Source organism: Martelella sp. NC20, assembly GCF_013459645.1.
Taxonomy (GTDB): Bacteria; Pseudomonadota; Alphaproteobacteria; order Rhizobiales; family Rhizobiaceae; genus Martelella.
Window position 1 is genome coordinate 3,198,000 of record NZ_CP054861.1, and the last position, 25,090, is coordinate 3,223,089.

Genomic DNA, 25,090 nt, shown 5'->3' on the forward strand with positions numbered 1-25,090 from the left:
GGCGGCTTTCGCAGACGCGCCAGCCGTTTCCCTACATAAGTTACGCTCTAATGTATAAACCAAAAGAAAGCGTTTACGCAGGCTGAAGGCCGGCAGGTCGGATAATGGCGAACAGCGCATAAAAAAAAGGGCCACCAGAAGGGGCCCTTGAAATTGTGAAGGTAAAAACCTCCAGAGGGGAACAGCTGCTGCAATACGAATCAAACTTCGTATCGAACGCATCAGCTATACCGGATATGGTTCTTTTTTGTGCGCGTTGCAATAGTTTTCATCGGCGATTGCGAAAAAAAACAACAGATTTTTGCGGGCAAAAAAAGAGGGCCACCGGAAAAACCGGGGCCCTTTGAGTTAGAAGGTCTCTCAAAACCTCCAGAGGGGAACAGCTGCTGCGGTGCACCAGGGAGAAGTTGGGCACCACCTGCATCAGCTGTGTGCTATATGCCCCTGAATTAGGCATTCCACAATGCATCTTTGTGCATGGCTGCCATGCGAAAGATGAAAAATGCAGCAATGTTTGCTTAAATTTACGACATAACAGATTGTCGCCTAAAAAATAGGCTGAAAATGTCGTGACTCATCGTGTTTCGGTGTCTTCCGGTCGCGAAAAAGGGCGAACAGGCCTCAGAAGCTCCAGTTGCGCGCCTTGGCAACGATGAAATCGCGGAAGACTTTCAGCTTGGCGGAGTTCTTGAGTTCGTCCGGATAGCAGAAATAGGTGTCGAAACTCGGAACATCGGCGTGAGTCACGAGTTGCAGCAGGCCCGGATCGCGTCCGACGATATAATCCGGCAGCATGACGATGCCGATTCCCAAAAGTGCCGCCCGCTTGATCGATGTCAGCGAGTTGATCTGCAAATGCGCCAGGCGCGGGCTGTCGGACGAGCGGCCGGCGATCTCCAGCCAGTTCACGTCGAGCAGATAGGCGGGCGCCGGCTCGCCGAACGTGATGATCCGGTGATTGTCGAGGTCTTCCAGCGCCTGCGGTTCGCCATGCCGGTTGATATAGGACGGCGAGGCATAGACATGCATGTGCACGGTGAACAGCTTGCGCTGGATCAGGTCCGGCTGCTGCGGCTGGCGCAGCCGGATCGCGCAATCGGCATGGCGCATGTTCACATCCAGCTCCTCATTGTCGAGGATAAGCTGGATCTGCATGTCGGGATAAAGCTGAAGAAATTCCTGCACCTTGTCGGTGAGCCAGCCCTGGCCGAGGCCGACCGTGGTGGTGACCCTGAGCTTGCCCGACGGCTTTTCCTTGGTCTCGGTCAGCCGTGAGCGGACGCTTTCAAGCTTCAGCAGAACTTCGTTTGCGGTGCGGTAAAGCAGTTCGCCCTGTTCGGTGAGTATCAGCCCGCGGGCGTGGCGATGGAACAGCTTGACGCCGACATCCTGTTCGAGCGCCGAGACCTGCCGGCTGATCGCCGACTGCGAAAGGTGGAGCTTGTCGGCGGCGTGCGTGAACGATCCCGCTTCCGCCGCGGCATGAAATATCCTGAGCTTGTCCCAGTCCAGAGGCATGCTCGTGCTCTTCATGAACCCTACTCCGCGGCAGCCAGCGTGCCGGTCTTTTGTCCTGTCAGAAAGCGTTCTGCCTCAAGGGCGGCCATGCAGCCCATGCCGGCCGCGGTCACCGCCTGACGGTAATTGTCGTCGGTGACGTCACCGGCGCCAAAGACGCCCTCGATGCTGGTTCTGGTGGTGCCGGGCTCGGTCCACAGATAGCCGTTCGGCTTCAGCCGGAGCTGGTCGCGGATGAGTTCCACCTGCGGCGTGTGCCCGATCGCGATGAACACGCCATCAGCGGGTATCGTCTGCTTCTCGCCGGTCTTGACGTTTTTAACAGCGATACCGGTCACCGACGGCGGAAGCGGCGGCACGGCGCTGGTGCCGACAATCTCCTCCACGGCGTGGTCCCAGACGATCTTCACGTTTTCCAGCGCAAACAGCCTTTCCTGCAGGATGCGTTCGGCGCGGAAACTGTCGCGGCGGTGCACGACCGTCACGGATCTGGCGATATTGGCAAGGTAAAGCGCCTCTTCGACCGCCGAATTGCCGCCGCCGACGACCACCACGTCCTTGCCGCGATAGAAGAAGCCGTCGCAGGTGGCGCAGGCCGAAACGCCGCCGCCGTTGAAGGTCTGCTCGCTCTCAAGACCGAGCCACTTGGCCTGGGCGCCGGTTGCAAGAATAACGGTATCTGCGGTCCAGATCGCGCCGGAATCGGTTGTCGCGGTGAAGGGGCGCTTCGACAGGTCGAGCTTTGTGACGATATCGTTGACGATCTCGGTCCCGACATTTTCCGCCTGGGCGAGCATCTGCTCCATCAGCCACGGGCCCTGGATCGGCTCGGCAAAGCCCGGATAGTTTTCGACATCGGTGGTGATCGTCAGCTGGCCGCCCTGTTCGAGCCCTGCGATCAGCACCGGCTTCATCATCGCGCGGGCCGCATAGATCGCTGCGGTATAGCCGGCCGGGCCGGAACCAATGATGAGCACCTCGGTGTGGTGGTCTGCCATCTCTAAATCCCTCCGGCGCGCCAAAAGGCAAGCGCCGCTTCAGTTGCAAGTCCGCTTTCATTTATGGCTGGAAGCCCGTCTGTTTCAAGGCCGCGTCGCCCGCTACCAACAGACCATTTCACCCAGTTGAAAGAATCTGGCGGTATGTTGTAATAAAATTGCGTATATGCCCGATTTCCCCGTCGCAGGAGCCCTTGATGCGCGCCGATCTCGATTCTGTCGATCTTAAAATTCTGCGCGAGCTCCAGCGGGACGGACGCATGACCAATGTCGAGCTTGCGGAGCGCGTCGGCATCTCCGCCCCGCCATGCCTGCGCCGGGTGCGCCGGCTGGAGGAAGCGGGCATCATCGAGGGCTACAATGCGATGCTGAACGGGCCGAGGCTCGGCTACGATCTCGTCGCCTTCTGCATGGTTGGCCTGAAGCATCAGTCGGAAGTGGAACTCAAGGCGTTTTCGCGGGCAAGCGAGGACTGGCCGATCGTGCGCCAGGCCTGGATGACTTCGGGCGAAACCGATTTCCTGCTGCACTGCGTGTGCGAAAACCTGATGCAGTTCCAGGACTTCGTTATCGAGGTGCTGACCGCCGACCCCCATGTCGAGACCGTGCGCACCATGCTCACGATCCGCCAGATCAAGAAGGAAGGTCTGGTGGCGATCTAGCGGGGGTCCGCCATCACGGCCTCATAGGCCGAAAATTCCTTTTCCAGCATCATCTCGACGGTGAAATTGGCGAGCACGTGCTGGCGCGCGGCCTGCCCCATGGCCTTCAGCCTTGCCGGATCGGCAAGCGCGGCGTCGATCGCTTCGGCCAGAGCGCCGGCGTCTGCGGGCGCAACCAGAAAACCAGTCTCGCCGTCGATCACCGTTTCCAGGCTGCCGCCATGGGCTGTCGCGATGACGGGCGTTCCCATGACCTCGGCCTCGATCGCCACCCGGCCGAAGGCCTCGGGGCGGGTGGAGGTGGAAATAACGAGGTCGGAGGCCGCCATGATGGCGGGGATATCGCGACGGCTTCCGGCGATCGTGACGCGGTCGCCGAGGTCGCGGTCGGCAACCAGCGCCTTGATTTCGGCAATGACGCTGTCACTGCCCGACCCGACGATTGCAAGATGCCAGGCCCTGTTCGAGGAAAGAGCAAGCGCCTCGACGAGATAGCGATGACCTTTCCAGTCGGTGATGCGGCCGACAATGGTGACAAGCGGGGCGCCATTCTTTGCGCCCAGTTCCTCACGCAGCTTCGACCGCTGTTCCTCGCCGACTTTGGCGGGATCGAACAGCGCCGTGTCGACGCCGCGCGGGGAAAGGATGATGCGTTCGGCCGGAAAGCCGTAGACCGAGATGATGTGGTCGCGGATGAAGGCTGAATTGGCGACCACGATCGGCGCTTTCAGCATCACGCGGTTATAGGCCCGTTTGAGCCCGTTGCCGTGGCTGTAGACGCCGTGGAAGGTGGTCAGAAACCGGGGCTTGCGGCGTGCCAGGCGGCAGGCCAGCCAGCCGGCCCATGCCGGCGCGCGGCTACGGGCATGAACGATATCGATCCCGTTTTCGTCGATGATCCGGGCAAGTTTCTTCGCGTTTGCCAGAATGGTGAACGGCGATTTCCGGCCCACATCAAGGGCGATATGGTGGGCGTCGGTTGCCGCAAGCGCCTCCAGAAGCGGGCCGCCCGCGCTCGCGACCCAGTTTTCGATCTTCCGGAGGGAAAGGTAGCCCGCCATTTCGACGGTGCCGCGCTCCACCCCGCCATCGCCGAGGGCGGGCAGCAACTGCAGAATTCTGGGCTGGGCCTTATTCATGAACGGCAATGCCGGAGATCGTGCTATATTTCACCAAATTCTTACTTGCTCCGACTGAAACTCGGGATAAAAGGGTTCCGGAGAAAAGGGAGCATCGCCGCTCGCCCGACTTTTCCCATTGTCAATTGCTGCCAAGGTTGCATTCGATGTGCCATATTACCTACATGGCTGACAAGTATCCCGCGACCAGTCGCGGCCCCACCGGAATTTCAAGGATTTGATCTTGCAGACCATCGTGTGCATGAAATGGGGAACACGCTACCCTGCGCTTTACGTGAACCGTCTCTGGAACATGATCGGGCGCCACACGACCCGCCCGACGCGGCTGGTGTGTTTTACCGACGACCCCAATGGCGTTGACGCGGCGGTCGAAGTCTTTCCGCTTCCCGAAATCACCATTCCCGAATCGATCGCCTGGACGCCCTGGCGCAAGCTTTCGCTGTGGCAGTCGCCGCTCGCCGATCTCTCCGGCGATGTCCTGTTTCTCGACCTCGACATCGTCATCACCGGCGATATCGATGCGATGTTCGATTTCAAGCCGGGAATTTTCTGCGCCTGTGAGAACTGGACTCAGATCGGCAAGGGCATCGGCAATACCTCCGTGTTTCGCTGGAATGTCGGGTGTAATACCCATATTTTCACCGATTTCGAGGCCGATGGCGAAGGCATTCGCCGCAAATACGGCATCGAGCAGGTCTATATTTCGGATGTTATCGACCGGATGGAATTCTGGCCGCGCGAATGGTGCGTCAGTTTCAAGCACACCCTTGTGCCCACCTGGCCGCTGAATTTCTTCAGGACCCCGGAGCTTCCCGCGGCCGCCAAAGTCGTGGCGTTCACCGGCAAACCCGATCCCGATGAAGCGGCGATCGGGGTCTGGCCGGTGCTGCAAGCCTGGAAAAGAATCTACAAATACGCGCGGCCGACGCCGTGGATCGACGAATACTGGCAGTAACGCTGCTCAGGCAGAGTTTTACGAGCGGCGCTTGCTCTTCATGGCGTAATAGGGCGTACGCTTGCGGTCACCCGGCTTTCTCGTGCGCGGTCGCAAGCGGAACAGCCGCTTCTTGGGAACCGATACCTCATTGCCGGCATGCGCTGTCAGAAAGCCGAGGCCGAAAGCCAGCAGTCCGACCAACGCCAGCGCCGAACCGCTTCCGGCGGGATGGTTGCGTGCCGTGCGGGCGAGCGCGTCAACCTCACCGCGAAACATCGCGCCGGCGCGCTCCACGGGCGTTTTTTGGGAAAAGCGCAGGCGATCGATGAGGTCGCTCGGCGAAGTCTTGTTATCGAACATGTTTTACTCCCATGGGTTCAGCGCGACCGTCGCAGAGAATTGCGGCGGCATGCGGGCCTCGCGGCGCACTCGAAAGCCACACCGCGAAGTCCAGTTCTATAACGCGAAACCATGGGCGCCGGTTCCTGAAATGGCTACATATCCATCCGGCGCGGGACGATCCGTTAGATGAACAGCATTGCCGCCACGAAAATGAAAGCGGCTCCGATCAGGATCGTATGCAGGGAACGTGATAAGCTCATATCGTCTCCTCCATTTATGGTTACGAATATATGACTATTTTCGGCGCTGACAAAGCGAATTTGTTGCTGCGGTGCGCAAACTGCGGCGGAAAAGCAGCCGGCTTTTCCGCCGCCGCCTCTCGATTTTCCCACTAAGTTTCGCAAAAACAGAGGCTTAGGGAGTGATCCGTTTTTCCTATAGGCTGACAGATTAAGCTTATATCTTTTTTTGAAAGGGCGGCGCGCTTGAGCTTTTGAGGCGTTACCCCCTATGTTCGAACCTCAGCAGATTGAAAGGAAGTCGATGGAGCATGTTGTCCAGGAAGCCGTCGCGCAGGCCGGGTCTCATGGCGGCGATTTTGCCGCCGTCGCGCTGGTCATCGCCATCGCCGCGCTCGCCGGTCTTGGTTTTCTGTGGCTGAGGCAGCCGCCGCTTGTCGGTTTCATTCTGGCGGGCATCCTGCTTGGGCCCACCGGCCTGGGGCTGATCGAAAATAATGACAACGTGGCCTTTCTGGGTGAAATGGGCGTGGTCGTGCTGCTGTTCTTCATCGGCATGGAACTGTCGATCAAGGCCTTCGTGGTGTCGTTGCGGCAGGCGCTTCTGGTGGTCGGCGGCCAGTTGATCAGCGCGGCCTTGCTGGCGGTGCTGATCGGTCTGCTGCTGGATGTCACCACCCGCGAAATCGTGATCCTGAGTTTCGTCATCGCGATTTCGTCGACGGTCGTGGCGATGAAGATGCTGGACGAGATGGACGCGCTGCGCGGCGATGCCGGGCGGATCGCCGTTGGGGTGCTGATCGCGCAGGATATCGCGGTCGTGCCGATGCTGATCTTCGTCTCGAGTTTCGGCGGGCAGGGGTTCGACATCACCGCGACCGCGATCCGTGTCTTCGTGGCAGTCGGGATCATGGCGGGTCTGTTGTGGTATTTCGGCCGTTTCGGCAAGATCAAGGTGCCGTTCGCGGAGAAGGTCGAGGACAAGGTGGAACTGCTGGCGCTTGGCGCGCTGGCGCTGTGCTTTTCGGCTGCGGCGATCTCGGGCGTGGCCGGGCTATCGCCGGCCTATGGCGCGTTTCTGGCCGGCATCTGCATCGGCAATTCGACATTGCGCAGCCGGGTCATTCCGGTGGTCGAGCCGATCCAGAGCGTACTGCTCGTGATCTTCTTCCTTTCCATCGGGCTGTTGATCGACCTGAAGTTCATCTGGGAACACCTCATGATCGTCGTGCTGGCCGCCGTCGCCGTCGTCGCGGCGAAATCGGTGCTGAATGTCATGTTCCTGCGCTGGACCGGTTCTTCGCCGCAAACCGCCCTGATCGCCGGACTGTCGATGGCGCAGGTCGGTGAGTTTTCCTTCGTGCTCGCCGCCGCCGGCCTTGCCGCCAGCGCGCTCAGCGACGATCTCTACCGTCTCGTTATTGCGGTCACGGCGATCACGCTCTTGGTTTCGCCCGTCTGGGTCTCGGTGATGCGGCGTGTCGAGGCGACGCTGACGGAGGGGCTCGAGAGCTACCGCAACGCCCTTGCCATTGCCTATGCCCAGGAATTGCGCGAGGTCGGTCGCGGGCGGGCTTTCGTCGGCCATGCCGTGGCCGGTTCGCGCGCCCGGCTGATCGCCTTCAACCACGCCCGCCGCGAACGCCGCCGCCGCAAGGCGGAGGAGATCGCGGCAAAGGGCGAACCCGGTAGCGACCAGCAGAACTGAGAGGGCTTGTGTTCAACAAGGGCGCGGCGCTAATCTGACGCCGCTCAGTCTTCCGTTCCTCGGGAGGCCCCGGATCGGCAGACCGGGAGGAGGGCGCCTGTCGCCTTCGGTTCGCCTTGATTTCCTTCAGGGACTTTCACATGCAATTCTTGTCCTTCATGCGCCAAAACGCCCGCTGGGTGGGCGGCGCCTTCGTGATGAACTATTTCACGGCCTTCGGTCAGACCTACTTCATCTCACTGTCCGCCGGCGAGATCCGCGCCGAATACGATCTCAGCCATGGCGATTTCGGCCTGCTCTATATGGGCGCCACCCTGTTGAGCGCGCTGACGCTGGCGCGATTCGGCCGGATCGTGGACTACAGGAGCGTGGTCCAGGTTGTGCTGATCGTCATGCCGCTGCTTGCGCTTGCCACCGTGATCATGGCGCTGTCGCACTGGATCGTGCTGCTTTTCCTCTCGCTCTACATGCTGCGCCTGTTCGGGCAGGGAATGATGAGCCATATCGCGGTCACCGCCATGGGCCGCTGGTTCAATGCCATGCGCGGCCGGGCGGTGTCACTGTCCTCGCTCGGGTTTCAGGTCGGCGAGGCGAGCTTTCCGCTGATTTTCGTCGCGGTTTCCGGGTTCATCGGCTGGCGGGGAAGCTGGCTTGTCGCGGCAGCGCTGATCCTGGTCGTCGGACTGCCGGCGGTGGTGGCGCTGATGCGGGTAGAACGAGAACCGCAGACCGCCTCCACCGGCAAGGATGCCGCCGCCGCGCCGCGCGACTGGACGCGCGGCGAAGTCCTGCGCGATCCGCTGTTCTGGCCGGTGCTCGCGGTGTTCCTCGCCCCGCCCTTCATCGGCACCACCATTTTCTTTCACCAGGTCTATCTGGTGGAGTTGCGGGGTTGGACGCTGGAGATGTTTGCGGGCTCGTTTTTTCTGCTGTCGATCGCAAGCCTCGTCGCGATGCTGGTGACCGGGGTACTGGTCGACCGGTTTTCCTCCGTCGCGGTCATGCCCTTCATGCTGCTGCCGCTGACCGCCGCCTGTTTTATCATCGGCTTCACGGGTGCGTCATGGGCGCCCTATGTCTTTATGCCGCTGATCGGTTGCGCCATGGGGGCGTCGGGCACGCTCAACGGCTCGCTGTGGCCGGAACTCTACGGGTCGCGCCATCTCGGCAGCATCCGGGCGATCGTGATTGCCTTCATCGTGTTCTCGACCGCTGTCGGGCCGGGACTGACGGGCTATCTGATCGACTGGAATGTGGGCTATCCGGGCCAGATCGCGGTGATGGGGATCGTCTGCGCCGCGTTTGCGGTGCTGATGTTTGCACTGCGCGGCAGGTTGATCGCGCGCGCTTCAGCATCGATGGAAGCCGCATAAACGAAAAACGCGCGGGCCGAGGCCCACGCGTTCAAAAAACCGTCGGAAAACCGGGATTACTTGATCTTGGTTTCCTTGAATTCAACGTGCTTGCGCGCGATCGGATCATATTTGGTCTTGACCATCTTGTCCGTCATCGTGCGGCTGTTCTTCTTTGCGACGTAGAAAAAGCCGGTGTCTGCCGTCGACAGCAGCTTGATCTTGATCGTTGTTGCCTTTGCCATTTTATTCCGCCTTCAAGAGCAATCCGCTCTCCCTGATGGAAAACGGAACCGGTACGCCCGGACTTTATCTGAAAATCAAGAAGCGCCCGCAGAGGACGCCTCGCATGCTCGCCGGACCGGTGGCCACGGCAAAATCTGGCGGGACACTACGAATCCTGGCGTAAAAGTCAATACAGGCCCGCTCCAAAAGCCAAACTTGGCGCATTTCTTCGCTGATCGCGTTGCAGTGGATGCGTTTTTGAGCGAGTTAGGAGGCTATCATTCACAACCAACCTGCCTGATCGCGCCAATGATTCCATGGATAGAGCTGGATAACGCTGCCATTCCCGGCGAGACGGAGACGCTGCGTCTGAAGCGGCGGGGGGATGAATTCTCGATCATGCTCGGTTCGAACGAGCTGATGAACAGCCGGCTCTCGGGTTCCGAGGAGGCGCTGGCGGAACTTGCCTGCGCAAGGGTTGCGGAGCGCGCCAGACCGGCGGTGCTGATCGGCGGGCTCGGCATGGGCTTTACCCTGCGCGCCGCCCTTGCCGTCCTGCCCGCCGATGCCCGGGTCGTGGTCGCAGAGCTTGTGCCGGCGGTGGTGAAATGGGCGCGCGGCGAGATGGCCGCGATATTCAGCGGGTCGCTCGATGATCCGCGCGTCGAGATCCACACCGGCGACGTCGCGAGCCTGATCGAAACCTCGAAATCCGCCTTCGATGCGATACTGCTCGATGTCGATAACGGTCCCGACGGGCTGACGCGCGCCTCCAATGACCGTCTTTACGATGCCGGCGGACTTGGGCGTTCCGGCAGAGCGTTGAGGCCGGGCGGGGTGCTGGCGGTATGGTCGTCCGGACCCGATCCGCGCTTTACCGCCAGAATGGAGAGAGCCGGTTTTGCCACCGAGGTCAGAACCGTCAGGGCCAATGCCAAACGCCGCGGCGCCAAACATGTCATCTGGCTGGGCGTCCGCAAAAGTAGACTGACGCTTACATAAAAGCGGACGCTTGTCCGGTGTTGCAACCGGCCCATATATCAACGGAACTCTCCCCGGGAGCCAGAACAATGATCGCGCCGATATGGACCGAAAACTGACGAAAATTCTGCGTTTCGTGGAAACAGCGGGTGTTCTATTCGCGGTTTTCGATGAGAACGACGTTCTGGTCTATGCCAACCGGTTGTATCGGGAGGCGTTTTTTCTTGGCGAGCAGGAATATCCGTACTGGGGCGACATCATGCGCCGCAATTTCGAGGCACGGCGCGGGACCGTCATTTCCGAACCCGATTTCGAGCTATGGCTGCAGGGCACGCTGTCGCGTCGCGGCAAGGTGCCGTTTCGCGCCTTCGAGACGGATGTCCATGACGGAAGCTGGCTGTGGATGACCGAAGCCGTCGACGAGGACGGCTGGATGGTCTGCATCGCAAGCGATATCACCCAGCTTCTCGTCAAGGATCGCTCGCTGCGCCAGGAGCGCGATATCGCGCTCCGGCGCTCGCTCACCGACGATCTGACCGGTATCGCCAACCGCCGTTTCGTGATGGAGCGGCTCAGCGACATGATCGCCCGACATGGCGCGGGGGCCAACGCCAAACCCGGCTGTTTCGCGATCCTCGATCTCGACAATTTCAAACAGGTCAATGACCGCTTCGGTCATTTCGCCGGCGACCGGCTGCTGGTCGATTTCGCCCGCCAGATTTCGTCGCTGGTGCGCCGAACCGACTGTTTCGGACGGTTGGGCGGCGAGGAATTCGGACTTGTGCTGCCGGCAACGACCGGGGCGGAGGCGATCGCGATCATCGACCGCATGCTGGCGCAGATCAGTGCGCTGCGACCGTTCCCGGATCATCCGGAGTTTTCCTGTTCATGCTCGGCCGGGGTGGCGCCGGTCATTCCGGGCGAAGCGCAGAGCGAGCTTTACGCCCGCGCCGACATTGCGCTCTACCGCGCCAAGCGCGAGGGCAAGAACAGGGTCTGTTTCGCGGACCTTGCGGCCTGAAGGCGATACCGGGGTCGGCCGAAACCGGCTTGCTACGGGAAGGAGCGGGCGGTTCAGTACTCGGCCGGCTGGTCGTCGCCCTTGCCGTCGAAGCCGTGCATCTTCAGCGCCCATTGCAGGCCGACGACGGCGCCCTTGATGGGTTGGATGATCGCGAACGCCGCAATCGCCGTGAGCGGCACCCAGATGGCGAGATGGACCCAGTCGGGCACATCCAGCAGTTCCGCCCCGGCCATGTAGCCCCCGACCATGAAATGGCCGAGGACGAGGATGACGAGATAGGCCGGCAGGTCGTCGGCGCGATGGTGGTGAATTTCGGCGCCGCAGGCCTGACACGCATCGACGGTCTTCAGGTATCGGCCGAACAGCTTGCCCTCGCCGCAGGCGGGACAGCGGCATTTAAGCCCGTTGATGATCGCGGGCATCAGCGGGCGGTCGCGTTTTTCGCCGTAGCGATGGTGGTCGGCGTGGTCGGCCATGATCGTCTCCATGAAGCGTCCGACTGTTTCAGAATGGCGCGACAAAGGCAATCGCCGTCGGATGGTCGTTTCGTCGCGGGTCGTCTGTCGCAGAACTCAGTCGAGCCGGCCGGTCTGGCCGCGATCCCGCAGATAATGATCGGCGACCGTGCATGCAAGCATGGCCTCGCCGATCGGCACGGCGCGGATGCCGACGCAGGGGTCGTGGCGGCCCTTGGTGCGCAGTTCCACTTCCTTGCCGTCCTTGTCGATGGACTGGCGCGGGGTCAGGATCGAGGAGGTCGGCTTCACGGCGAAGCGGGCGACGATCGGCTCTCCGGTGGATATCCCGCCGAGGATGCCGCCGGCATGGTTGGCGAGAAAACGCGGATGCCCGTCATTGCCGATCCGCATTTCGTCGGCGTTTTCCTCGCCGGTGAGTTCGGCCGAATTGAAGCCCTCGCCGATCTCGACGCCCTTGACCGCGTTGATCGACATCAGGCCGGCGGCGATATCCTGGTCGAGCTTGGCGTAGATCGGCGCGCCGAGGCCGGCAGGCACGCCTTCGGCCACCACCTCGACCACCGCGCCGACGGAGGAGCCGGCCTTGCGGATTTGATCGAGATAATCTTCCCAGACCGGCACCATTGCCGGATCGGGGCAGAAGAAGGCGTTGTTGCCGATTTCGTTCCAGTCCCAGTTGTCGCGGTTGATCCTGTGCTTGCCGATCTGCACCAGCGCGCCGCGATAGCTGACATCGGGCAGCACCTTGCGGGCGATTGCGCCGGCTGCGACGCGGGCCGCGGTCTCTCGCGCGGACGAACGGCCGCCGCCGCGATAGTCGCGCAGGCCGTATTTCACGTCATAGGTATAGTCGGCATGGCCGGGACGGTATTGCCTTGCGATCTCGCCGTAATCCTTCGAGCGCTGATCGGTGTTCTCGATCATCAGCGAGATCGGCGTGCCGGTGGTGATGTAGGTGACGCCGTCATCCTGCGGCAGCGCGCCGGAAAGCACCTTCACCTCATCCGCTTCCCGTCGTTGGGTGACGAAGCGCGACTGGCCGGGCTTGCGGCGGTCGAGATAGATCTGGATATCGGCCAGCGTGAAGGTGATGCCGGGCGGGCAGCCATCGACGACGCAGCCAAGCGCCGGCCCGTGGCTCTCGCCCCAGGTGGTGACGCGGAACATGTGTCCGAATGTGTTGTGCGACATCAAAAACCTCCACCGGCCCGCAAGTCTCAAGGCCCGGCTCTATAGCAATTGGACGAGGAGGAAAAGTCTCGGCGCTACACAATCCAGCCGATGGCGCCGGTCTCGGGGTCGAGGCTGAGGATATTGTCCTGCGGGATCGCCAGCTCGGCGGCCTCGGCGGTGCTGGCGCCGCCGACGATCCGGAACAGCGAGCGGATGACGCCGCCATGGGCAACGCAGACCGTCGGTCCGACGACGTCCTTCAGCCAGGCGCCGATCCGCCAGGAGAGAATTTCATAGCTTTCGGCATCGTCGCCCGGCGGCACGAACGCCCATTTGTCCTTTTCGCGCTCATCGAGAAGCGCGGGACTGACATCCGACAGCTCCCGCAAGGTGCGGCCTTCCCAGTCGCCGAAGGAGAGTTCCTTGAGCCGGTCATCGGTGCGGTAGAGTTCCGGCGTCAGGCCCATGGCGGCGCGAACGCGCTCCATCGTCTCGCGGGTTCTGGAAAGCGGGCTTGCGACAAAGTCGTAAAGATGTGTCTCAGAGCCCAGAACGGCGGCGAGCGCGCTGCCATTGCCATTGGCCTGGCCGCGGCCGGTATCGTTCAGCGGTATGTCCTGCTGGCCCTGGAGCCGGTATTCGGCGTTCCAATCGGTCTGGCCGTGCCGGATGACATAGATCTGCAATTTCAGCATCCCGTTATGGCTGGCGCACCGCCCGATCAACTTTCATTACAAGCAGATGCGAAAATTCAAAAGAAAGAGGGGGTTTTGCACACTTTTTAAGAGGCAGGCACCGTTTGCGGGGCCTGAAAAAGAAACAGGCGCGGGATGGTCCGCGCCCTTTGGCTCGGTTGCCGCTCAGTCCTTGACCACCGAAATGTCCGGCGCGTCGACCGCCTTCATGCCGACGACGTGATAGCCCGAATCGGCATGCAGCACTTCGCCGGTAACCGAGGTGGACAGATCGGACAGCAGGAACAGCGCGGTGTTGCCGACCTCGTCGATCGTGACGTTGCGCTTCAGCGGCGAATTGTATTCGTTCCACTTCAGAATGTAGCGGAAGTCGCCGATCGCCGAGCCCGCAAGCGTCTTGATCGGGCCGGCGGAGATGGCGTTGACGCGGATGCCGCGACCGCCGACATCGACGGCCATGTAGCGCACGCTCGCCTCGAGCGCTGCCTTGGCGACGCCCATGACATTGTAATGCGGCATCACCTTCTCCGCGCCGTAATAGGTCAGCGTGATCATGGAGCCGCCGTCATTCATCATCTTCTCGGCGCGCCGCGCGATGGCGGTGAACGAGTAGACCGAGATATCCATCGACTTCGCGAAGTTCTCGCGCGAGGTATCGATATAGCGGCCGGTCAGTTCTTCTTTGTCGGAAAACGCGATGGCGTGGACCACGAAATCGATCTTGCCCCATTCCTGCTCGAGTTTTGCGAAAACCTCCTCGACGCTCGCCGGATCGGTGACGTCGCAATGGCCGGCCATCAATGCGTCGAGTTCGGTTGCCAGCGGCTCGACCCGCTTCTTGAGATTGTCGCCCTGCCAGGTCAGCGCGATCTCTGCTCCGGCGTCATGACATGCTTTGGCAATGCCCCATGCGATCGAACGGTTATTGGCGACACCGAGAATAATGCCGCGTTTGCCTTTCATGAGGCCGGTTGCTTCCGCCATGTGTCGATGCTCCTTGAAACTCGTCTGGTTTCTGCCTATGGCATAGGCGGCTAATCGGTTCAAGCTGGCCGTTCCGCGTCGTTGGCGCTTTCGCCGGCGAAATACCTGTTGCCAGGCGTCGCGGTTTGGGCTTCGCTCATATTGACCGTTTCGCCGGCCGCGACGGAAGTCCGGCGCGATTGATTGCCGACGAACGGCGCGCGAAACATGATCGGGGAGTGACGGGAATGGTCCAGGGCAGCGGCGAGAAGGGTGATTTCACCCGGGAGAGCGATCCCTTCGAATTGTTCGCCAAATGGCTGAAGGATGCCGAGGCGAGCGAGCCCAATGATCCGAGCGCGGCTGCGGTCGCGACCGTCGACGAGGAGGGTCTGCCCAATGTGCGCATGGTGCTGATGAAGGAATTCGACGCCAGGGGCTTCGTGTTCTACACCAATTTCGAAAGCCAGAAGGGCAGGGAGCTTCTCGGCCAGCCCAAGGCGGCAATGTGTTTTCACTGGAAGTCGCTGCGCCGCCAGATCCGGTTGCGCGGACCGGTGGAGGTGGTTTCCGAGGCCGAGGCCGATCTCTATTTCCAGTCGCGCCCGCGCGGCAGCCGCATCGGCGCATGGGCCTCGAAACAGTCGCGCACGCTCGAAAGCCGGTTCGCGCTGGAAACGGCGGTCGCCCAGACGACCGCAAAATACGGCGTCGGCGAAATTCCGCGGCCGGCCCACTGGTCGGGTTTCCGGCTGAAGCCGGTCTCGATCGAATTCTGGCATGACGGCAAGTTCCGCCTGCACGACCGCATCGAATTCCGCCGCAATACCGCCGAAGGCGGCTGGCACAAGGTCCGCATGTATCCGTGAACAATACCCGGGAGCTGTCGATGGCGAACGAACTTGAAGACCAGGTCGCAGGCCAGGAGAAGAAGCTGGTTCTCGGCCGTTTCGACGAGACCGATGCCTGGGATATCGGCCAGCGGCTGGTTGACCGGGCAAGAGCGCTCGACGCGCCGGTGGTGATCGATATCCGCACGCCGAGCCGCACGCTGTTTCATGCGGCCCTGCCGGGCTCTGCGCCGGACAACGACATGTGGGCGCGGCGCAAATCCAATGTCGTGTTCCACTTTCACCGCTCGTCCTACGCGATCGAGTTGGAACACCGCCGCAAGGGCCGTACCATCGGCCCCGAAATCGGCCTCAACCTGACCGACTATGCCGATCACGGCGGCAGCTTTCCGGTCCGCATCAAACATGTCGGCGTCGTCGCCGCGATCACCGTGTCCGGCCTTGCAAGCAAGGACGATCACGGGCTGATCGTCGATGTGCTGACGGATTTCCTGAAGGAAGGCTGACGGGGACTTGCCGTCGGTCCTTCGGTCGCCGCTTGACATTGTGTATATACAACATAGATTTCCGCCATGACCTGGACACAGCCATCGGCGGACGATCTTTCGAGCTGCCTTCTGCTCAACACCGTCAAGACCGCGCGGGTGCTGACCCGCCGCTATGACAATCGCCTGCGTCCGCTCGGCCTGACGGTCGCACAATTTTCCGTGCTGTCGGTTATGCGCGGCAATCCGGGCAAATCCATCAACGCGCTGGCCGAGCGGGTCGCCATGGATCGCTCGACGCTCACCCGCAATATCGACCTTCTCGTCGCCAAGGGTTTTGTCGTCAAAACGATGGCGGAGCGGGGCAACATCAAGACCTGCGCGCTGACGGAAGTAGGCACGGCCCGGCTCGATGCCGCGATACCGATCTGGCTGGAGGCGCGGAGCGAGATGCAGGCGCAATTGAAGGACCACGATCCCGTGACCTATCTCGATGCCCTTTCGCGCCTGGCTGGCGATTGATTTTTTTTGACCTTCACTGTGTATATACACGATAAGGAGTGGCCAATGTTTTCTGAGGATCCGATTGTCATCACCGGAATGGGTGCGGTATCGCCGCTTGGCGTCGGGGTCGGCGTCAACTGGTCCCGGCTGATTGCCGCGCGAAGCGGCATTGTCGCCAATACCCGTTTCGACACCGAGGCCTATGCCTGCAAGGTGGCCGGTCTCGTGCCGGCAAAGGCGGATGATCCGGACGGTTTCGATCCGCTCGATTTCATCGAGGCCAAAGAACTGAAGAAGATGGATCTCTTTATCCAGTACTCGCTCGGAGCGACGGATGAAGCGCTGCGTCAGGCCGGCTGGACGCCGGACGATGAGGAGGCGCAATCGCGCACCGGCGTGGTGATCGCAACCGGCGTCGGCGGCTTTCCGGCCATCACCGACGCGGTAAAGACGGTCGAGGCGCGGGGACCGCGGCGGCTGTCGCCCTTCACCGTCCCTTCATTCCTGCCGAACCTTGCGGCGGGACATGTTTCGATCCGCTACGGCTTTCACGGACCGACCGGATGCCCGGTTACAGCCTGTGCCGCCTCGGCGCAGGCCATCGGCGACGGCATGCGGATGATCGCCTTCAACGAGGCGGATGTCGTTGTCTGCGGCGGAACCGATGCCTGCGTCGATCCGGTTTCGATCGGCGGCTTTGGTGCAGCGCGTGCACTATCGACGCATTACAATGATGATCCAGCCGCCGCTTCGCGTCCGTTCGACAAGGGGCATGATGGCTTTGTGCTGTCGGAGGGCGCGGCGACCGTCGTGATAGAGCGCCTCAGTCACGCCCGGGCGCGCGGCGCCGAACCGCTGGCGATCATTGCCGGATACGGCACCAGCACGGATGCCTATCACCTGACTGCGGGGCATCCGGAGGGCCGTTACGCCGCCGCCGCGATGCGCTCGGCGCTCGCCATGGCCAAACTCGATGCCGAGGAGATCGGCTATATCAATGCCCATTCCACCTCCACGCCTGTGGGCGATGCCGCCGAGATCGCCGCCATCGGCAGCGTCTTCCCGACGCGCGGCAAGGATCTCGCGGTCACGTCAACGAAATCGGCGACCGGGCATCTTCTCGGCGCGGCCGGCGCAATAGAGGCGGTCTTTTCGGTCATGGCGTTGCAGGAAGGGATCATTCCGCCCGGCCTCAACATCCATGACCCGGAGCCGGACGCGAACCGATACGATCTCGCCCCGCTTGCCGCGCGGGCAAAGCCGATCCGGCACGTTCTCTCGAACGGATTCGGTTTTGGCGGCGTTAACGCCGCACTGGTGTTTTCTAAGGTGATGTAGCGTCGTTCTGCGCGTTCTGTTCCGGCTGTCGTCGTGTCGCCGGAACCGGTTTTTGCATCATGATCAGCGGAAAGGGCAGGCCGTTGTCGTCGGTCTCGCGCCGTTTGATTCCGCAAAAGCCGTGGCGGCGGTAGAAGGCGAGGGCGCGATGGTTGGCGGCATAGACTTCCAGCAGCAGGTGGCCCTTGAGGCGGAAGGCGTGGTCGAGCAGCGCGGAACCGATGCCGCCGCCCTGGCAATCCGGCGAAACGAAAAGACCGCCGATGAAACTGTCGATCAGGCCGATGAAACCGACCGGGGTTTCGCCGCTGACCGCAACCCAGGTCTCGGTCTCCGGCAGGTATTTTTCCGAGACCAGCTTCTTCTGCGCGGCGAGCAGTTCGTCGGGCAGGAAATGATGCGAAAGGCATGAGGCGGCATGCCAGATCTCGGAAAGAACGGGGTTGTCCTCCGCCCGATAGGGGCGGATGACAGTTTCGCATTGAAGTGATGTCCCAAAGGGGGAAGCGGATACGCAATACATGCGCGTATTGAGCCTGAAAGCCGTAAACAATCCGCTAAAGCGGAGCGATCTTCACGCCTGTGTACCGCCGACGGTGATCTGGTCGAGTCTGAGATGCGGCTGGCCGACGCCGACCGGCACCCACTGGCCGGCCTTGCCGCAATTGCCGATGCCGTTGTCGAGCGCCAGATCATTGCCGACCATCGAGACCCGCTTCATCGCTTCCGGCCCGTTACCGATCAGGGTCGCGCCCTTGATCGGCGCGCCGATCCTGCCGTTTTCGATGAGATAGGCCTCGGTGCAGTCGAACACGAACTGACCGGAGGTGATATCCACCTGGCCGCCGCCGAAGGTGACCGCGTAGATGCCCTTCTTGACCGAGGAAATGATCTCTTCCTTGGTCTTGTCACCCGCCAGCATGTAGGTATTGGTCATGCGCGGCATCGGGAGATCCGAATAGGACTGGCGACGGCCGTTTCCTGTGGGGGCGACGCCCATCAGCCGGGCATTCATGCGGTCCTGCATATAGCCGGTCAGCCGGCCGTTTTCGATCAGCACGTTGTAGGCCGACGGCGTGCCTTCGTCGTCGATCGAGATCGAGCCACGGCGGTTTTCGATGGTGCCGTCATCAACGATGGTGACGCCGGGGGCCGCGACCATCTGGCCGACAAGCCCGGAAAAGGCGGAAAGGTTCTTGCGGTTGAAATCGCCTTCCAGCCCGTGACCGACCGCCTCGTGGATCATCACGCCCGGCCAGCCATTGCCCAGCACGACATCCATGGTGCCGGCGGGCGCGTCGATCGCCTCGAGATTGACGAATGCCTTGCGCAGCGCCTCGTCGGCGCCCGACTGCCAGTCCTGGCGCGCGAAAAGGTCGGCGAAGCTCTGCCTTCCGCCGATACCGAACGAGCCGGTTTCCTGGCGGTCGCCGTCGCCGACAATCACGGAAATATTGAGCCGCGTCATCGGCCGGACGTCGCTGACGCGATAGCCGTCGGCGCGCAGGATCTCGACGATCTGGTGGCTGGCGCCGAGCGAGGCCGAGACCTGACGCACGCGCGGATCGCGCTCGCGCAGATAGGCATCGATCTCGCCGAGCAGCCTGATCTTTTCCTCGAACGACGGCGCGCCGATCGGATTGTCCTCGGAATATAGCTTCGTATTGGTGCCGCGCGGCGGCTCGGCATAGGTGCCGTCATAGCCATGGGTCACGGCCCTGGCGGTTGTCGCGGCGCGTTTCAGGGCACTGAGCGAAAGTTCGCCCGCATGGGCAAAGCCGCTGGCCTCCCCCGCCACCGCGCGCAGGCCGAAGCCGTGGCCGGTGTTGAACGAGCCGCCCTTCAGCCTGCCGTCATCGAACGACAGTGATTCGCTTTGCGAATATTCGACGTAGAGTTCGCCGTCATCGGCGCCGTGGAGCGTGTCTTCCACGATACCGCGTATCGTCGCTTCATCGGCATCGAAATGGCTGAGGAGGTCGCGGTCTGTCATGGTCAATTCCGTCTTTTTGTCCGTCATGGCGTCCCATATAGGAACGATCACGCCGCGATATCAGGGCAGGGCGTCATAGCCCTCTGCAAAGCCCGAGAGGTCGACCGGAATGCCGATGGAGTTCTGATCGACCGAGAAATTGAGCGTGAACACCGCCTCGGTGCCGGCGCGCAGGATCTTCATCAGGTCTTCGTCGATATCGACCTCGACATAGCAGCCGTCGAGATAGCAGCGCGAGAAATAGGCCTTGCCGATATCCACGCCGTCGATGAACAGGTTCATGCCTTCCGGCAGGAACACGCCGAGCGGCGTCAGGACGCGCAGCAGTCTCGCCTCGCGGTCGGCCGTCTTCAACACCGCGATCGAAAGCCCGATCTCAGGCCGGTCCTCGGCGATCACGTTCTGCATCAAGGCGCATTGCTGGACGGTGGAGCCGGGCGGCTGGTCGCAGATCATCGACCACGCGCCGTGATTCTCTCTCACCACGCTGTTGTCGGCGGGCGGCTGCGGCGGTGCGGGCTGCGGTTCCGGCTCTGCGACGGGCTTTGATGTTTTCTCCGGGCTGTCCGCGGTCTCCTGGGCGGCGGAGGGCAGGGCGGCGGCGAAAAGCAGGGCGGCGACGCCCAGCGCCCCGGCCGTGCGAAACGCATGATGTGCGGGAAATACAGGCATGGGCGCGGGCTCCTCGGGTGATTTGAAACGTCTCTTTTCCGACACCAGGCTTTGTGCCGCGTTCAAAAGAAATTTTCAACGGCTGAAGAAGGACTTGACCTGGGAAACCACGGCGAAATATCACTGGGTGCGTGTGCCGCATGAGACAATTTGACGCTTCAAATTGGCAAATGCTATGGCATAATTGTGACTGAGGGAGAAAAACCGGTCGATGGCGTCGCTTGTTCTCCGGGCAAGGGGTGCGCCGGGGTTTTGAGATGCTATCATGGCGCCAACGCGCGGCGGGCTGTTGTACCCCTTCTGGCGCAATCGAACAGGATCCGGTTTGACCGAGGTCAAACATTGGTGGGAGAATTCAACGTGATGAATAAAACCAGAGCATGCATGACAGGTCTTCTCTGTCTTGCGGGCAGCGGGAGCGCCTTCGCCGCGCAGCCGCAGCCGTGGGAGACGGGAATGCAGCCGGCGGCATCGCCGATCATGCATCAGATACGCTGGTTCGAGCAATATACGCTCTGGTTTATCGTGCCGATCGTGCTTCTGGTGCTGGCGCTTCTGATTCTCGTGATGGTGAAGTTCCGGGCCTCGAAAAATCCGACCGCGTCGCGCACCAGCCACAATACCGCGATCGAGGTGGTGTGGACGGTCGCGCCCGTGCTTATACTGCTGTTTCTCGCCGTGCCGTCCTTCAACCTTCTGACCAACCAGCTCACCATGCCGGAAGAGCCCGACCTGACGATCAAGGCGACGGCGACGCAGTGGCTCTGGAGCTATGATTATCCCGAGATCGAGGACGGCGCCATTTCCTATGCCTCCTACATGCTGACGGATGACCAGCGCGCCGAATACGGCAAGGAAGACAAGGCGGCGTATCCGCGGCTTCTGGCTGTCGACAACGAGATGGTGGTGCCGGTCGGCGCGACCGTGCGTCTGCTCGTCACGGCTGCGCCCACCGACGTGATCCACTCCTTCGCCATGCCGGCTTTCGGCATCAAGATCGACGCCGTTCCCGGCCGACTGAACGAAACATGGTTCAAGGCCGAGGCCGAGGGTATCTACTACGGCCAGTGCTCGGAACTCTGCGGCAAGGACCACGCCTTCATGCCGATCGGTATCCGCGCCGTCTCGCCTGAGCAGTTCACCACCTGGCAGGCATCTGCCGCGACCGACGTCGAAGCCGCCAACCGCGCTTTGATGGCAAGCATCGACAATCAAGAGCAGGGCGAAAACGCCGTCATGCTCGCCGACAAGAATTGAGGAGGGCGATATGGCCGAAGCAGCGCACGCTCACGACGACGACCATAAGCCCGGCTTTGCCGCGCGGTGGCTTTTCTCGACCAACCACAAGGATATCGGGACGCTCTATCTGATCTTCGCGATCTGTGCGGGCATAATCGGCGGCGCTCTGTCGATTGCCATGCGTATGGAATTGCAGGAGCCCGGCATTCAGATCTTCAACGGCCTTGCCGCCATGGTCTATGGCGATTCCGGCGCGGCCGCCGTCGACCAGGGCAAGCATCTCTACAATGTGTTCACCACCGCGCACGGCCTGATCATGATCTTCTTCATGGTGATGCCGGCGATGATCGGCGGGTTCGCCAACTGGATGGTGCCGATCATGATCGGCGCGCCCGACATGGCGTTTCCGCGCCTGAACAACATTTCCTTCTGGCTGCTCGTTCCCGCTTTCCTGCTGCTGCTGCTTTCGATGTTCGTCGAGGGCCCTGCGGGTTCAAACGGCGTCGGCGGCGGCTGGACGCTCTATCCGCCGTTCTCCACGAGCGGCATGCCGGGCCCAGCCGTCGATCTGGCGATTTTTGCCCTTCATGTGGCCGGTATCTCGTCGATTCTCGGCGCGATCAACTTCATCACCACCATCCTGAACATGCGCGCGCCGGGCATGACCCTGCACAAGATGCCGCTGTTCGCCTGGTCGGTGCTGATCACCGCCTTCCTGCTGCTGCTGTCGCTGCCGGTTCTGGCGGGCGGCATCACCATGCTGCTGACCGACCGTAATTTCGGCACGACCTTCTTTTCGCCGGATGGCGGCGGCGATCCGATCCTGTTCCAGCACCTGTTCTGGTTCTTTGGCCATCCGGAGGTCTACATCCTGATCCTGCCGGGCTTCGGCATCATCAGCCACATCATCTCGACCTTCTCGAAGAAGCCGGTGTTCGGCTATCTCGGCATGGCCTATGCCATGGTCGCGATCGGCGCGGTCGGCTTCATCGTCTGGGCCCACCACATGTATACGGTCGGCCTGTCGCTCGACACCCAGCGCTACTTCGTGTTCGCCACCATGGTGATCGCGGTTCCGACGGGTGTGAAGATTTTCTCCTGGATCGCGACGATGTGGGGCGGGTCGATCTCGTTCCGCGCGCCGATGGTCTGGGCGATCGGCTTCATCTTCCTGTTCACCGTCGGCGGCGTGACCGGGGTGCAGCTCGCCAATGCCGGTCTCGACCGGTCGCTGCACGACACCTATTACGTGGTCGCGCACTTCCACTACGTGCTGTCGCTCGGCGCGGTGTTCGCGATCTTCGCCGGCTGGTACTACTGGTTCCCGAAGATCACCGGCTACATGTACAATGAGAAGGTTGCCCACATTCATTTCTGGGTAATGTTCGTCGGCGTGAACCTGGTGTTCTTCCCGCAGCACTTTCTGGGCCTTTCCGGTATGCCGCGTCGCTATATCGACTATCCGGATGCCTTTGCGGGCTGGAACGCGGTTTCGTCATACGGCTCCTATATCTCGGCCGTCGGCGTTCTGATCTTCCTGTTCGGCATCTTCGAGGCCTTCGCCAGGAAGCGGGTCGCCGGAAACAATCCGTGGGGCCCGGGCGCGACCACGCTCGAATGGCAGCTTTCCTCGCCGCCGCCCTACCACCAGTGGTCGGAACTGCCGCGCATCCGCTAAGCCGGCGCCACAAACAACAAAGCTCGCGCGCCGGCAACTGGCGCGCGGTCTTTTTTGAAATGAGAGCTGACAATGACAGTAATCGACAACGACCTCGGCGGCGATCTCGTGCTTTCGGAAGCAACCGGGCGGGACTATTTCGCGCTGCTGAAGCCGCGGGTGATGTCGCTGGTGGTGTTTACCGCCTTCGCCGGCCTGTTCCTGGCGCCGGGATCGATCAATCCGGTCATGGGCGCGGTCGCGATATTGTGCATCGCGGTCGGCGCGGGCGCGGCCGGCGCGCTCAACATGTGGTATGACGCCGATATTGATGCGGTAATGTCGCGCACCGCGAACCGGCCGATCCCGGCCGGCCGGGTCCGCCGCGAGGAAGCGCTTGCCTTCGGCATTGCGCTCGCCTGTTTCTCGGTGGCGACGCTTGGCCTTGCGGTCAACTGGTTTGCCGCCGGACTTCTGGCGTTTACGATCTTCTATTACGCCGTGTTCTACACGATGTGGCTGAAACGGGCGACGCCGCAGAACATCGTTATCGGCGGCGCTGCCGGCGCTTTCCCGCCGATGATCGGCTGGGCGGCGGTGACCGGGTCGGTATCGCTTGACAGCATCATCCTGTTTTCGATCACCTTTCTGTGGACCCCGCCGCATTTCTGGGCGCTGGCGCTGTTCAAGATGCGGGATTATGCCGATGTCGGCATCCCGATGATGCCGAATGTGGCGGGCGAGAAATCCACCAAGAACCAGATGGTCGTCTATGCGGTTCTGACCGCGATCGCCGGCGTCGCTCCGGCGCTGACCGGTCTTGCGAGCCCGTTCTACGCGGTGTTTGCCGCGGCCCTCGGGGGCTACTTCGTCTACCAGTCGCTGAAGGTGCGCGCGATGGCCGAGGGCGATAGCAAGATGGTGCCGGCGAAGAAGATGTTCGCGTTTTCGATCTTTTATCTGGCCGCGATCTTTGCCGGCCTGATCGTCGATCGCGCGGCCATGCTGGTTTTCGGGTGAGGCCATGATCGAGACAGTGAAATTGAACGACAAGCAGAAGAAAGCCCGGCGCGCGCGCAATATCGCGCTCGGCTTCGTGCTTTTCGGCCTCGTGGTGCTGTTCTACATCATCACCATGGTCAAGTTCGGAACGGCCTGAGGAGGGGTGATGACGGACAAGAGCGGGAAACGCAACAACGGCGCCGTCGTCCTGATGTGCCTCGTCTTCGTGTTCGGCATGACCGCGATGAGCTTCGCCGCCGTGCCGCTCTATCGGATATTCTGCCAGGTCACGGGCTATAACGGCACGGCCCAGCGTGTCGAGCAGTATTCCAGCGTGGTTCTCGACAAGACGATCAAGGTGACCTTCGACGCCAATGTCGCGCCGGGCCTGGACTGGGAATTCAAGCCGGAGCAGAAGTCGGTATCGCCCAGGATCGGCGAAACGGTGCAGGTGATGTTCACGGCCCGCAACAAGAGCAGCGAGCCGGTTCTCGGGCAGGCGATCTTCAACGTGACGCCGCTTCAGGCCGGGGCCTATTTCAACAAGGTCGAGTGCTTCTGTTTCACCGAAACCGTGCTGCAGCCGGGCGAAACGCTGGAGATGCCTGTCGTCTTTTTCGTTGATCCCGCTATTACGGAGGCGGAAGAGACGAAGGATATCAGGGTTTTGACGCTGTCCTACACGTTCTTCGAGCACGAAAAGCCGGTCGCCGCGAAGGCGGCGGCAGCGACCCCCGGGGGCCGCTCCTAGAGCGTCGGGCGAAAAAGTGGTTACCGGTTTTTCGTTAACCCCGCGCGTCAAAATAAAGAATCTGGAGCATCGGGCGATGCCTACTCATCGCCCGATGCTCTGGAGGAGCGCCGCCACCGCCTGCGGATTATCGTTCGCGGGGATTGATTAAAACGGCAAACTC

Annotated in this window: 28 protein-coding genes; 16 read left to right on the forward strand and 12 right to left on the reverse strand. The window is 61.6% G+C overall.

All coding sequences use genetic code 11. The features are described from left to right. Window positions 1–621 precede the first annotated feature (621 nt). A complete protein-coding gene (locus HQ843_RS15165; protein ID WP_180902176.1) occupies window positions 622–1,518 on the reverse strand; it encodes a LysR family transcriptional regulator VtlR in 897 nt (298 codons plus the stop codon). Between the two features lie 20 nt (window positions 1,519–1,538). Next, window positions 1,539–2,516 (reverse strand): thioredoxin-disulfide reductase, encoded by a 978-nt coding sequence (gene trxB, locus HQ843_RS15170; RefSeq protein ID WP_180897538.1) that lies wholly within the window; start codon window positions 2,514–2,516, stop codon window positions 1,539–1,541. A gap of 194 nt (window positions 2,517–2,710) precedes the next feature. On the opposite strand from trxB, the gene HQ843_RS15175 reads away from it, so the two are divergent. Continuing rightward, window positions 2,711–3,178 (forward strand): Lrp/AsnC family transcriptional regulator, encoded by a 468-nt coding sequence (locus HQ843_RS15175; RefSeq protein ID WP_180897537.1) that lies wholly within the window; start codon window positions 2,711–2,713, stop codon window positions 3,176–3,178. Here HQ843_RS15175 and HQ843_RS15180 read toward each other — a convergent pair. Continuing rightward, window positions 3,175–4,317, reverse strand: coding sequence for a glycosyltransferase family 4 protein (locus tag HQ843_RS15180; RefSeq protein ID WP_180897536.1), 1,143 nt, complete (start codon window positions 4,315–4,317; stop codon window positions 3,175–3,177). The genes HQ843_RS15175 and HQ843_RS15180 overlap by 4 nt on opposite strands. Before the next feature lie 223 nt (window positions 4,318–4,540). Here HQ843_RS15180 and HQ843_RS15185 point away from each other — a divergent pair, with 223 nt between their 5' ends. Then, the gene (locus tag HQ843_RS15185) at window positions 4,541–5,272 is read left to right on the forward strand and encodes a hypothetical protein (RefSeq protein ID WP_246710117.1); all 732 of its coding nucleotides are present in this window, start codon (window positions 4,541–4,543) and stop codon (window positions 5,270–5,272) included. Between the two features lie 18 nt (window positions 5,273–5,290). Here HQ843_RS15185 and HQ843_RS15190 read toward each other — a convergent pair whose 3' ends face one another. Continuing rightward, window positions 5,291–5,614: a hypothetical protein gene (locus HQ843_RS15190; RefSeq protein ID WP_180897535.1), complete on the reverse strand. Its 324-nt coding sequence runs from the start codon at window positions 5,612–5,614 to the stop codon at window positions 5,291–5,293. Window positions 5,615–6,139: 525 nt separating this feature from the next. Here HQ843_RS15190 and HQ843_RS15195 point away from each other — a divergent pair. Beyond that, on the forward strand, window positions 6,140–7,543 hold the full coding sequence (locus HQ843_RS15195) for a cation:proton antiporter (protein WP_180897534.1): 1,404 nt from the start codon (window positions 6,140–6,142) through the stop codon (window positions 7,541–7,543). 140 nt (window positions 7,544–7,683) lie between these two features. Beyond that, window positions 7,684–8,916 (forward strand): MFS transporter, encoded by a 1,233-nt coding sequence (locus tag HQ843_RS15200; protein WP_180897533.1) that lies wholly within the window; start codon window positions 7,684–7,686, stop codon window positions 8,914–8,916. 56 nt (window positions 8,917–8,972) lie between these two features. On the opposite strand, the gene rpmG is transcribed toward HQ843_RS15200, so the two are convergent. Continuing rightward, window positions 8,973–9,140: a 50S ribosomal protein L33 gene (gene rpmG / locus HQ843_RS15205; RefSeq protein ID WP_180897532.1), complete on the reverse strand. Its 168-nt coding sequence runs from the start codon at window positions 9,138–9,140 to the stop codon at window positions 8,973–8,975. Window positions 9,141–9,429: 289 nt separating this feature from the next. Between rpmG and HQ843_RS15210 the strand changes: the two genes are divergently transcribed. Further along, complete coding sequence (locus tag HQ843_RS15210) at window positions 9,430–10,122, forward strand: spermidine synthase (protein ID WP_180897531.1); 693 nt, start codon at window positions 9,430–9,432, stop codon at window positions 10,120–10,122. An 82-nt stretch (window positions 10,123–10,204) separates the two neighbouring features. Further along, on the forward strand, window positions 10,205–11,122 hold the full coding sequence (locus HQ843_RS15215; protein WP_180897530.1) for a GGDEF domain-containing protein: 918 nt from the start codon (window positions 10,205–10,207) through the stop codon (window positions 11,120–11,122). Window positions 11,123–11,175: 53 nt separating this feature from the next. Here the strand turns inward: HQ843_RS15215 and HQ843_RS15220 are convergent, their stop codons facing one another. The 4 genes from HQ843_RS15220 to fabI form a co-directional block, all read right to left on the reverse strand. After that, a complete protein-coding gene (locus tag HQ843_RS15220; protein ID WP_180897529.1) occupies window positions 11,176–11,601 on the reverse strand; it encodes a DUF983 domain-containing protein in 426 nt (141 codons plus the stop codon). Between the two features lie 96 nt (window positions 11,602–11,697). After that, on the reverse strand, window positions 11,698–12,795 hold the full coding sequence (gene aroC / locus HQ843_RS15225; RefSeq protein ID WP_180897528.1) for a chorismate synthase: 1,098 nt from the start codon (window positions 12,793–12,795) through the stop codon (window positions 11,698–11,700). Between the two features lie 74 nt (window positions 12,796–12,869). Then, window positions 12,870–13,472 carry a histidine phosphatase family protein gene (locus HQ843_RS15230; RefSeq protein ID WP_180897527.1) on the reverse strand — a complete coding sequence of 201 codons (603 nt, stop codon included), beginning with the start codon at window positions 13,470–13,472 and terminating at the stop codon, window positions 12,870–12,872. Between the two features lie 165 nt (window positions 13,473–13,637). Further along, window positions 13,638–14,456: an enoyl-ACP reductase FabI gene (fabI, locus tag HQ843_RS15235; protein ID WP_180897526.1), complete on the reverse strand. Its 819-nt coding sequence runs from the start codon at window positions 14,454–14,456 to the stop codon at window positions 13,638–13,640. 227 nt (window positions 14,457–14,683) lie between these two features. On the opposite strand from fabI, the gene pdxH reads away from it, so the two are divergent. The 4 genes from pdxH (at window position 14,684) to fabF (ending at window position 17,613) form a co-directional block, all read left to right on the forward strand. Beyond that, window positions 14,684–15,304 (forward strand): pyridoxamine 5'-phosphate oxidase, encoded by a 621-nt coding sequence (gene pdxH / locus HQ843_RS15240; protein WP_180897525.1) that lies wholly within the window; start codon window positions 14,684–14,686, stop codon window positions 15,302–15,304. A gap of 20 nt (window positions 15,305–15,324) precedes the next feature. After that, window positions 15,325–15,792, forward strand: a complete 468-nt coding sequence (locus HQ843_RS15245) for a heme-degrading domain-containing protein (RefSeq protein WP_180897524.1) — start codon at window positions 15,325–15,327, stop codon at window positions 15,790–15,792. A gap of 66 nt (window positions 15,793–15,858) precedes the next feature. Then, the gene (locus HQ843_RS15250; RefSeq protein WP_180897523.1) at window positions 15,859–16,293 is read left to right on the forward strand and encodes a MarR family winged helix-turn-helix transcriptional regulator; all 435 of its coding nucleotides are present in this window, start codon (window positions 15,859–15,861) and stop codon (window positions 16,291–16,293) included. A 45-nt stretch (window positions 16,294–16,338) separates the two neighbouring features. Then, window positions 16,339–17,613, forward strand: a complete 1,275-nt coding sequence (gene fabF / locus HQ843_RS15255) for a beta-ketoacyl-ACP synthase II (RefSeq protein ID WP_180897522.1) — start codon at window positions 16,339–16,341, stop codon at window positions 17,611–17,613. Here fabF and HQ843_RS15260 read toward each other — a convergent pair. Genes HQ843_RS15260 through HQ843_RS15270 form a run of 3 tightly spaced genes read right to left on the reverse strand, consistent with a single transcriptional unit; the run spans window position 17,600 to window position 20,278 of the window. Then, entirely contained in the window at window positions 17,600–18,136 is a 537-nt protein-coding gene (locus tag HQ843_RS15260) for a GNAT family N-acetyltransferase (RefSeq protein ID WP_180897521.1), read from the reverse strand. The genes fabF and HQ843_RS15260 overlap by 14 nt on opposite strands. A gap of 51 nt (window positions 18,137–18,187) precedes the next feature. Further along, complete coding sequence (gene tldD / locus HQ843_RS15265; RefSeq protein WP_180897520.1) at window positions 18,188–19,606, reverse strand: metalloprotease TldD; 1,419 nt, start codon at window positions 19,604–19,606, stop codon at window positions 18,188–18,190. A 60-nt stretch (window positions 19,607–19,666) separates the two neighbouring features. Beyond that, window positions 19,667–20,278, reverse strand: a complete 612-nt coding sequence (locus HQ843_RS15270; protein WP_180897519.1) for an invasion associated locus B family protein — start codon at window positions 20,276–20,278, stop codon at window positions 19,667–19,669. On the opposite strand from HQ843_RS15270, the gene HQ843_RS15275 reads away from it, so the two are divergent. From HQ843_RS15275 to HQ843_RS15295, 6 genes are all read left to right on the forward strand, one after another. Beyond that, complete coding sequence (locus HQ843_RS15275; protein ID WP_180897518.1) at window positions 20,277–20,432, forward strand: hypothetical protein; 156 nt, start codon at window positions 20,277–20,279, stop codon at window positions 20,430–20,432. The two genes, HQ843_RS15270 and HQ843_RS15275, sit on opposite strands and share 2 nt — an antisense overlap. Before the next feature lie 230 nt (window positions 20,433–20,662). Next, a complete protein-coding gene (gene coxB, locus HQ843_RS15280) occupies window positions 20,663–21,535 on the forward strand; it encodes a cytochrome c oxidase subunit II (protein WP_180897517.1) in 873 nt (290 codons plus the stop codon). Between the two features lie 10 nt (window positions 21,536–21,545). Beyond that, window positions 21,546–23,195, forward strand: coding sequence for a cytochrome c oxidase subunit I (gene ctaD / locus HQ843_RS15285; RefSeq protein ID WP_180897516.1), 1,650 nt, complete (start codon window positions 21,546–21,548; stop codon window positions 23,193–23,195). Between the two features lie 72 nt (window positions 23,196–23,267). Next, window positions 23,268–24,194 (forward strand): heme o synthase, encoded by a 927-nt coding sequence (locus HQ843_RS15290; protein WP_180897515.1) that lies wholly within the window; start codon window positions 23,268–23,270, stop codon window positions 24,192–24,194. A 4-nt stretch (window positions 24,195–24,198) separates the two neighbouring features. Continuing rightward, the gene (locus HQ843_RS29780) at window positions 24,199–24,333 is read left to right on the forward strand and encodes a hypothetical protein (protein ID WP_256432915.1); all 135 of its coding nucleotides are present in this window, start codon (window positions 24,199–24,201) and stop codon (window positions 24,331–24,333) included. Window positions 24,334–24,342: 9 nt separating this feature from the next. Further along, complete coding sequence (locus tag HQ843_RS15295) at window positions 24,343–24,927, forward strand: cytochrome c oxidase assembly protein (protein ID WP_180897514.1); 585 nt, start codon at window positions 24,343–24,345, stop codon at window positions 24,925–24,927. The last annotated feature ends 163 nt before the right edge of the window (window positions 24,928–25,090 follow it).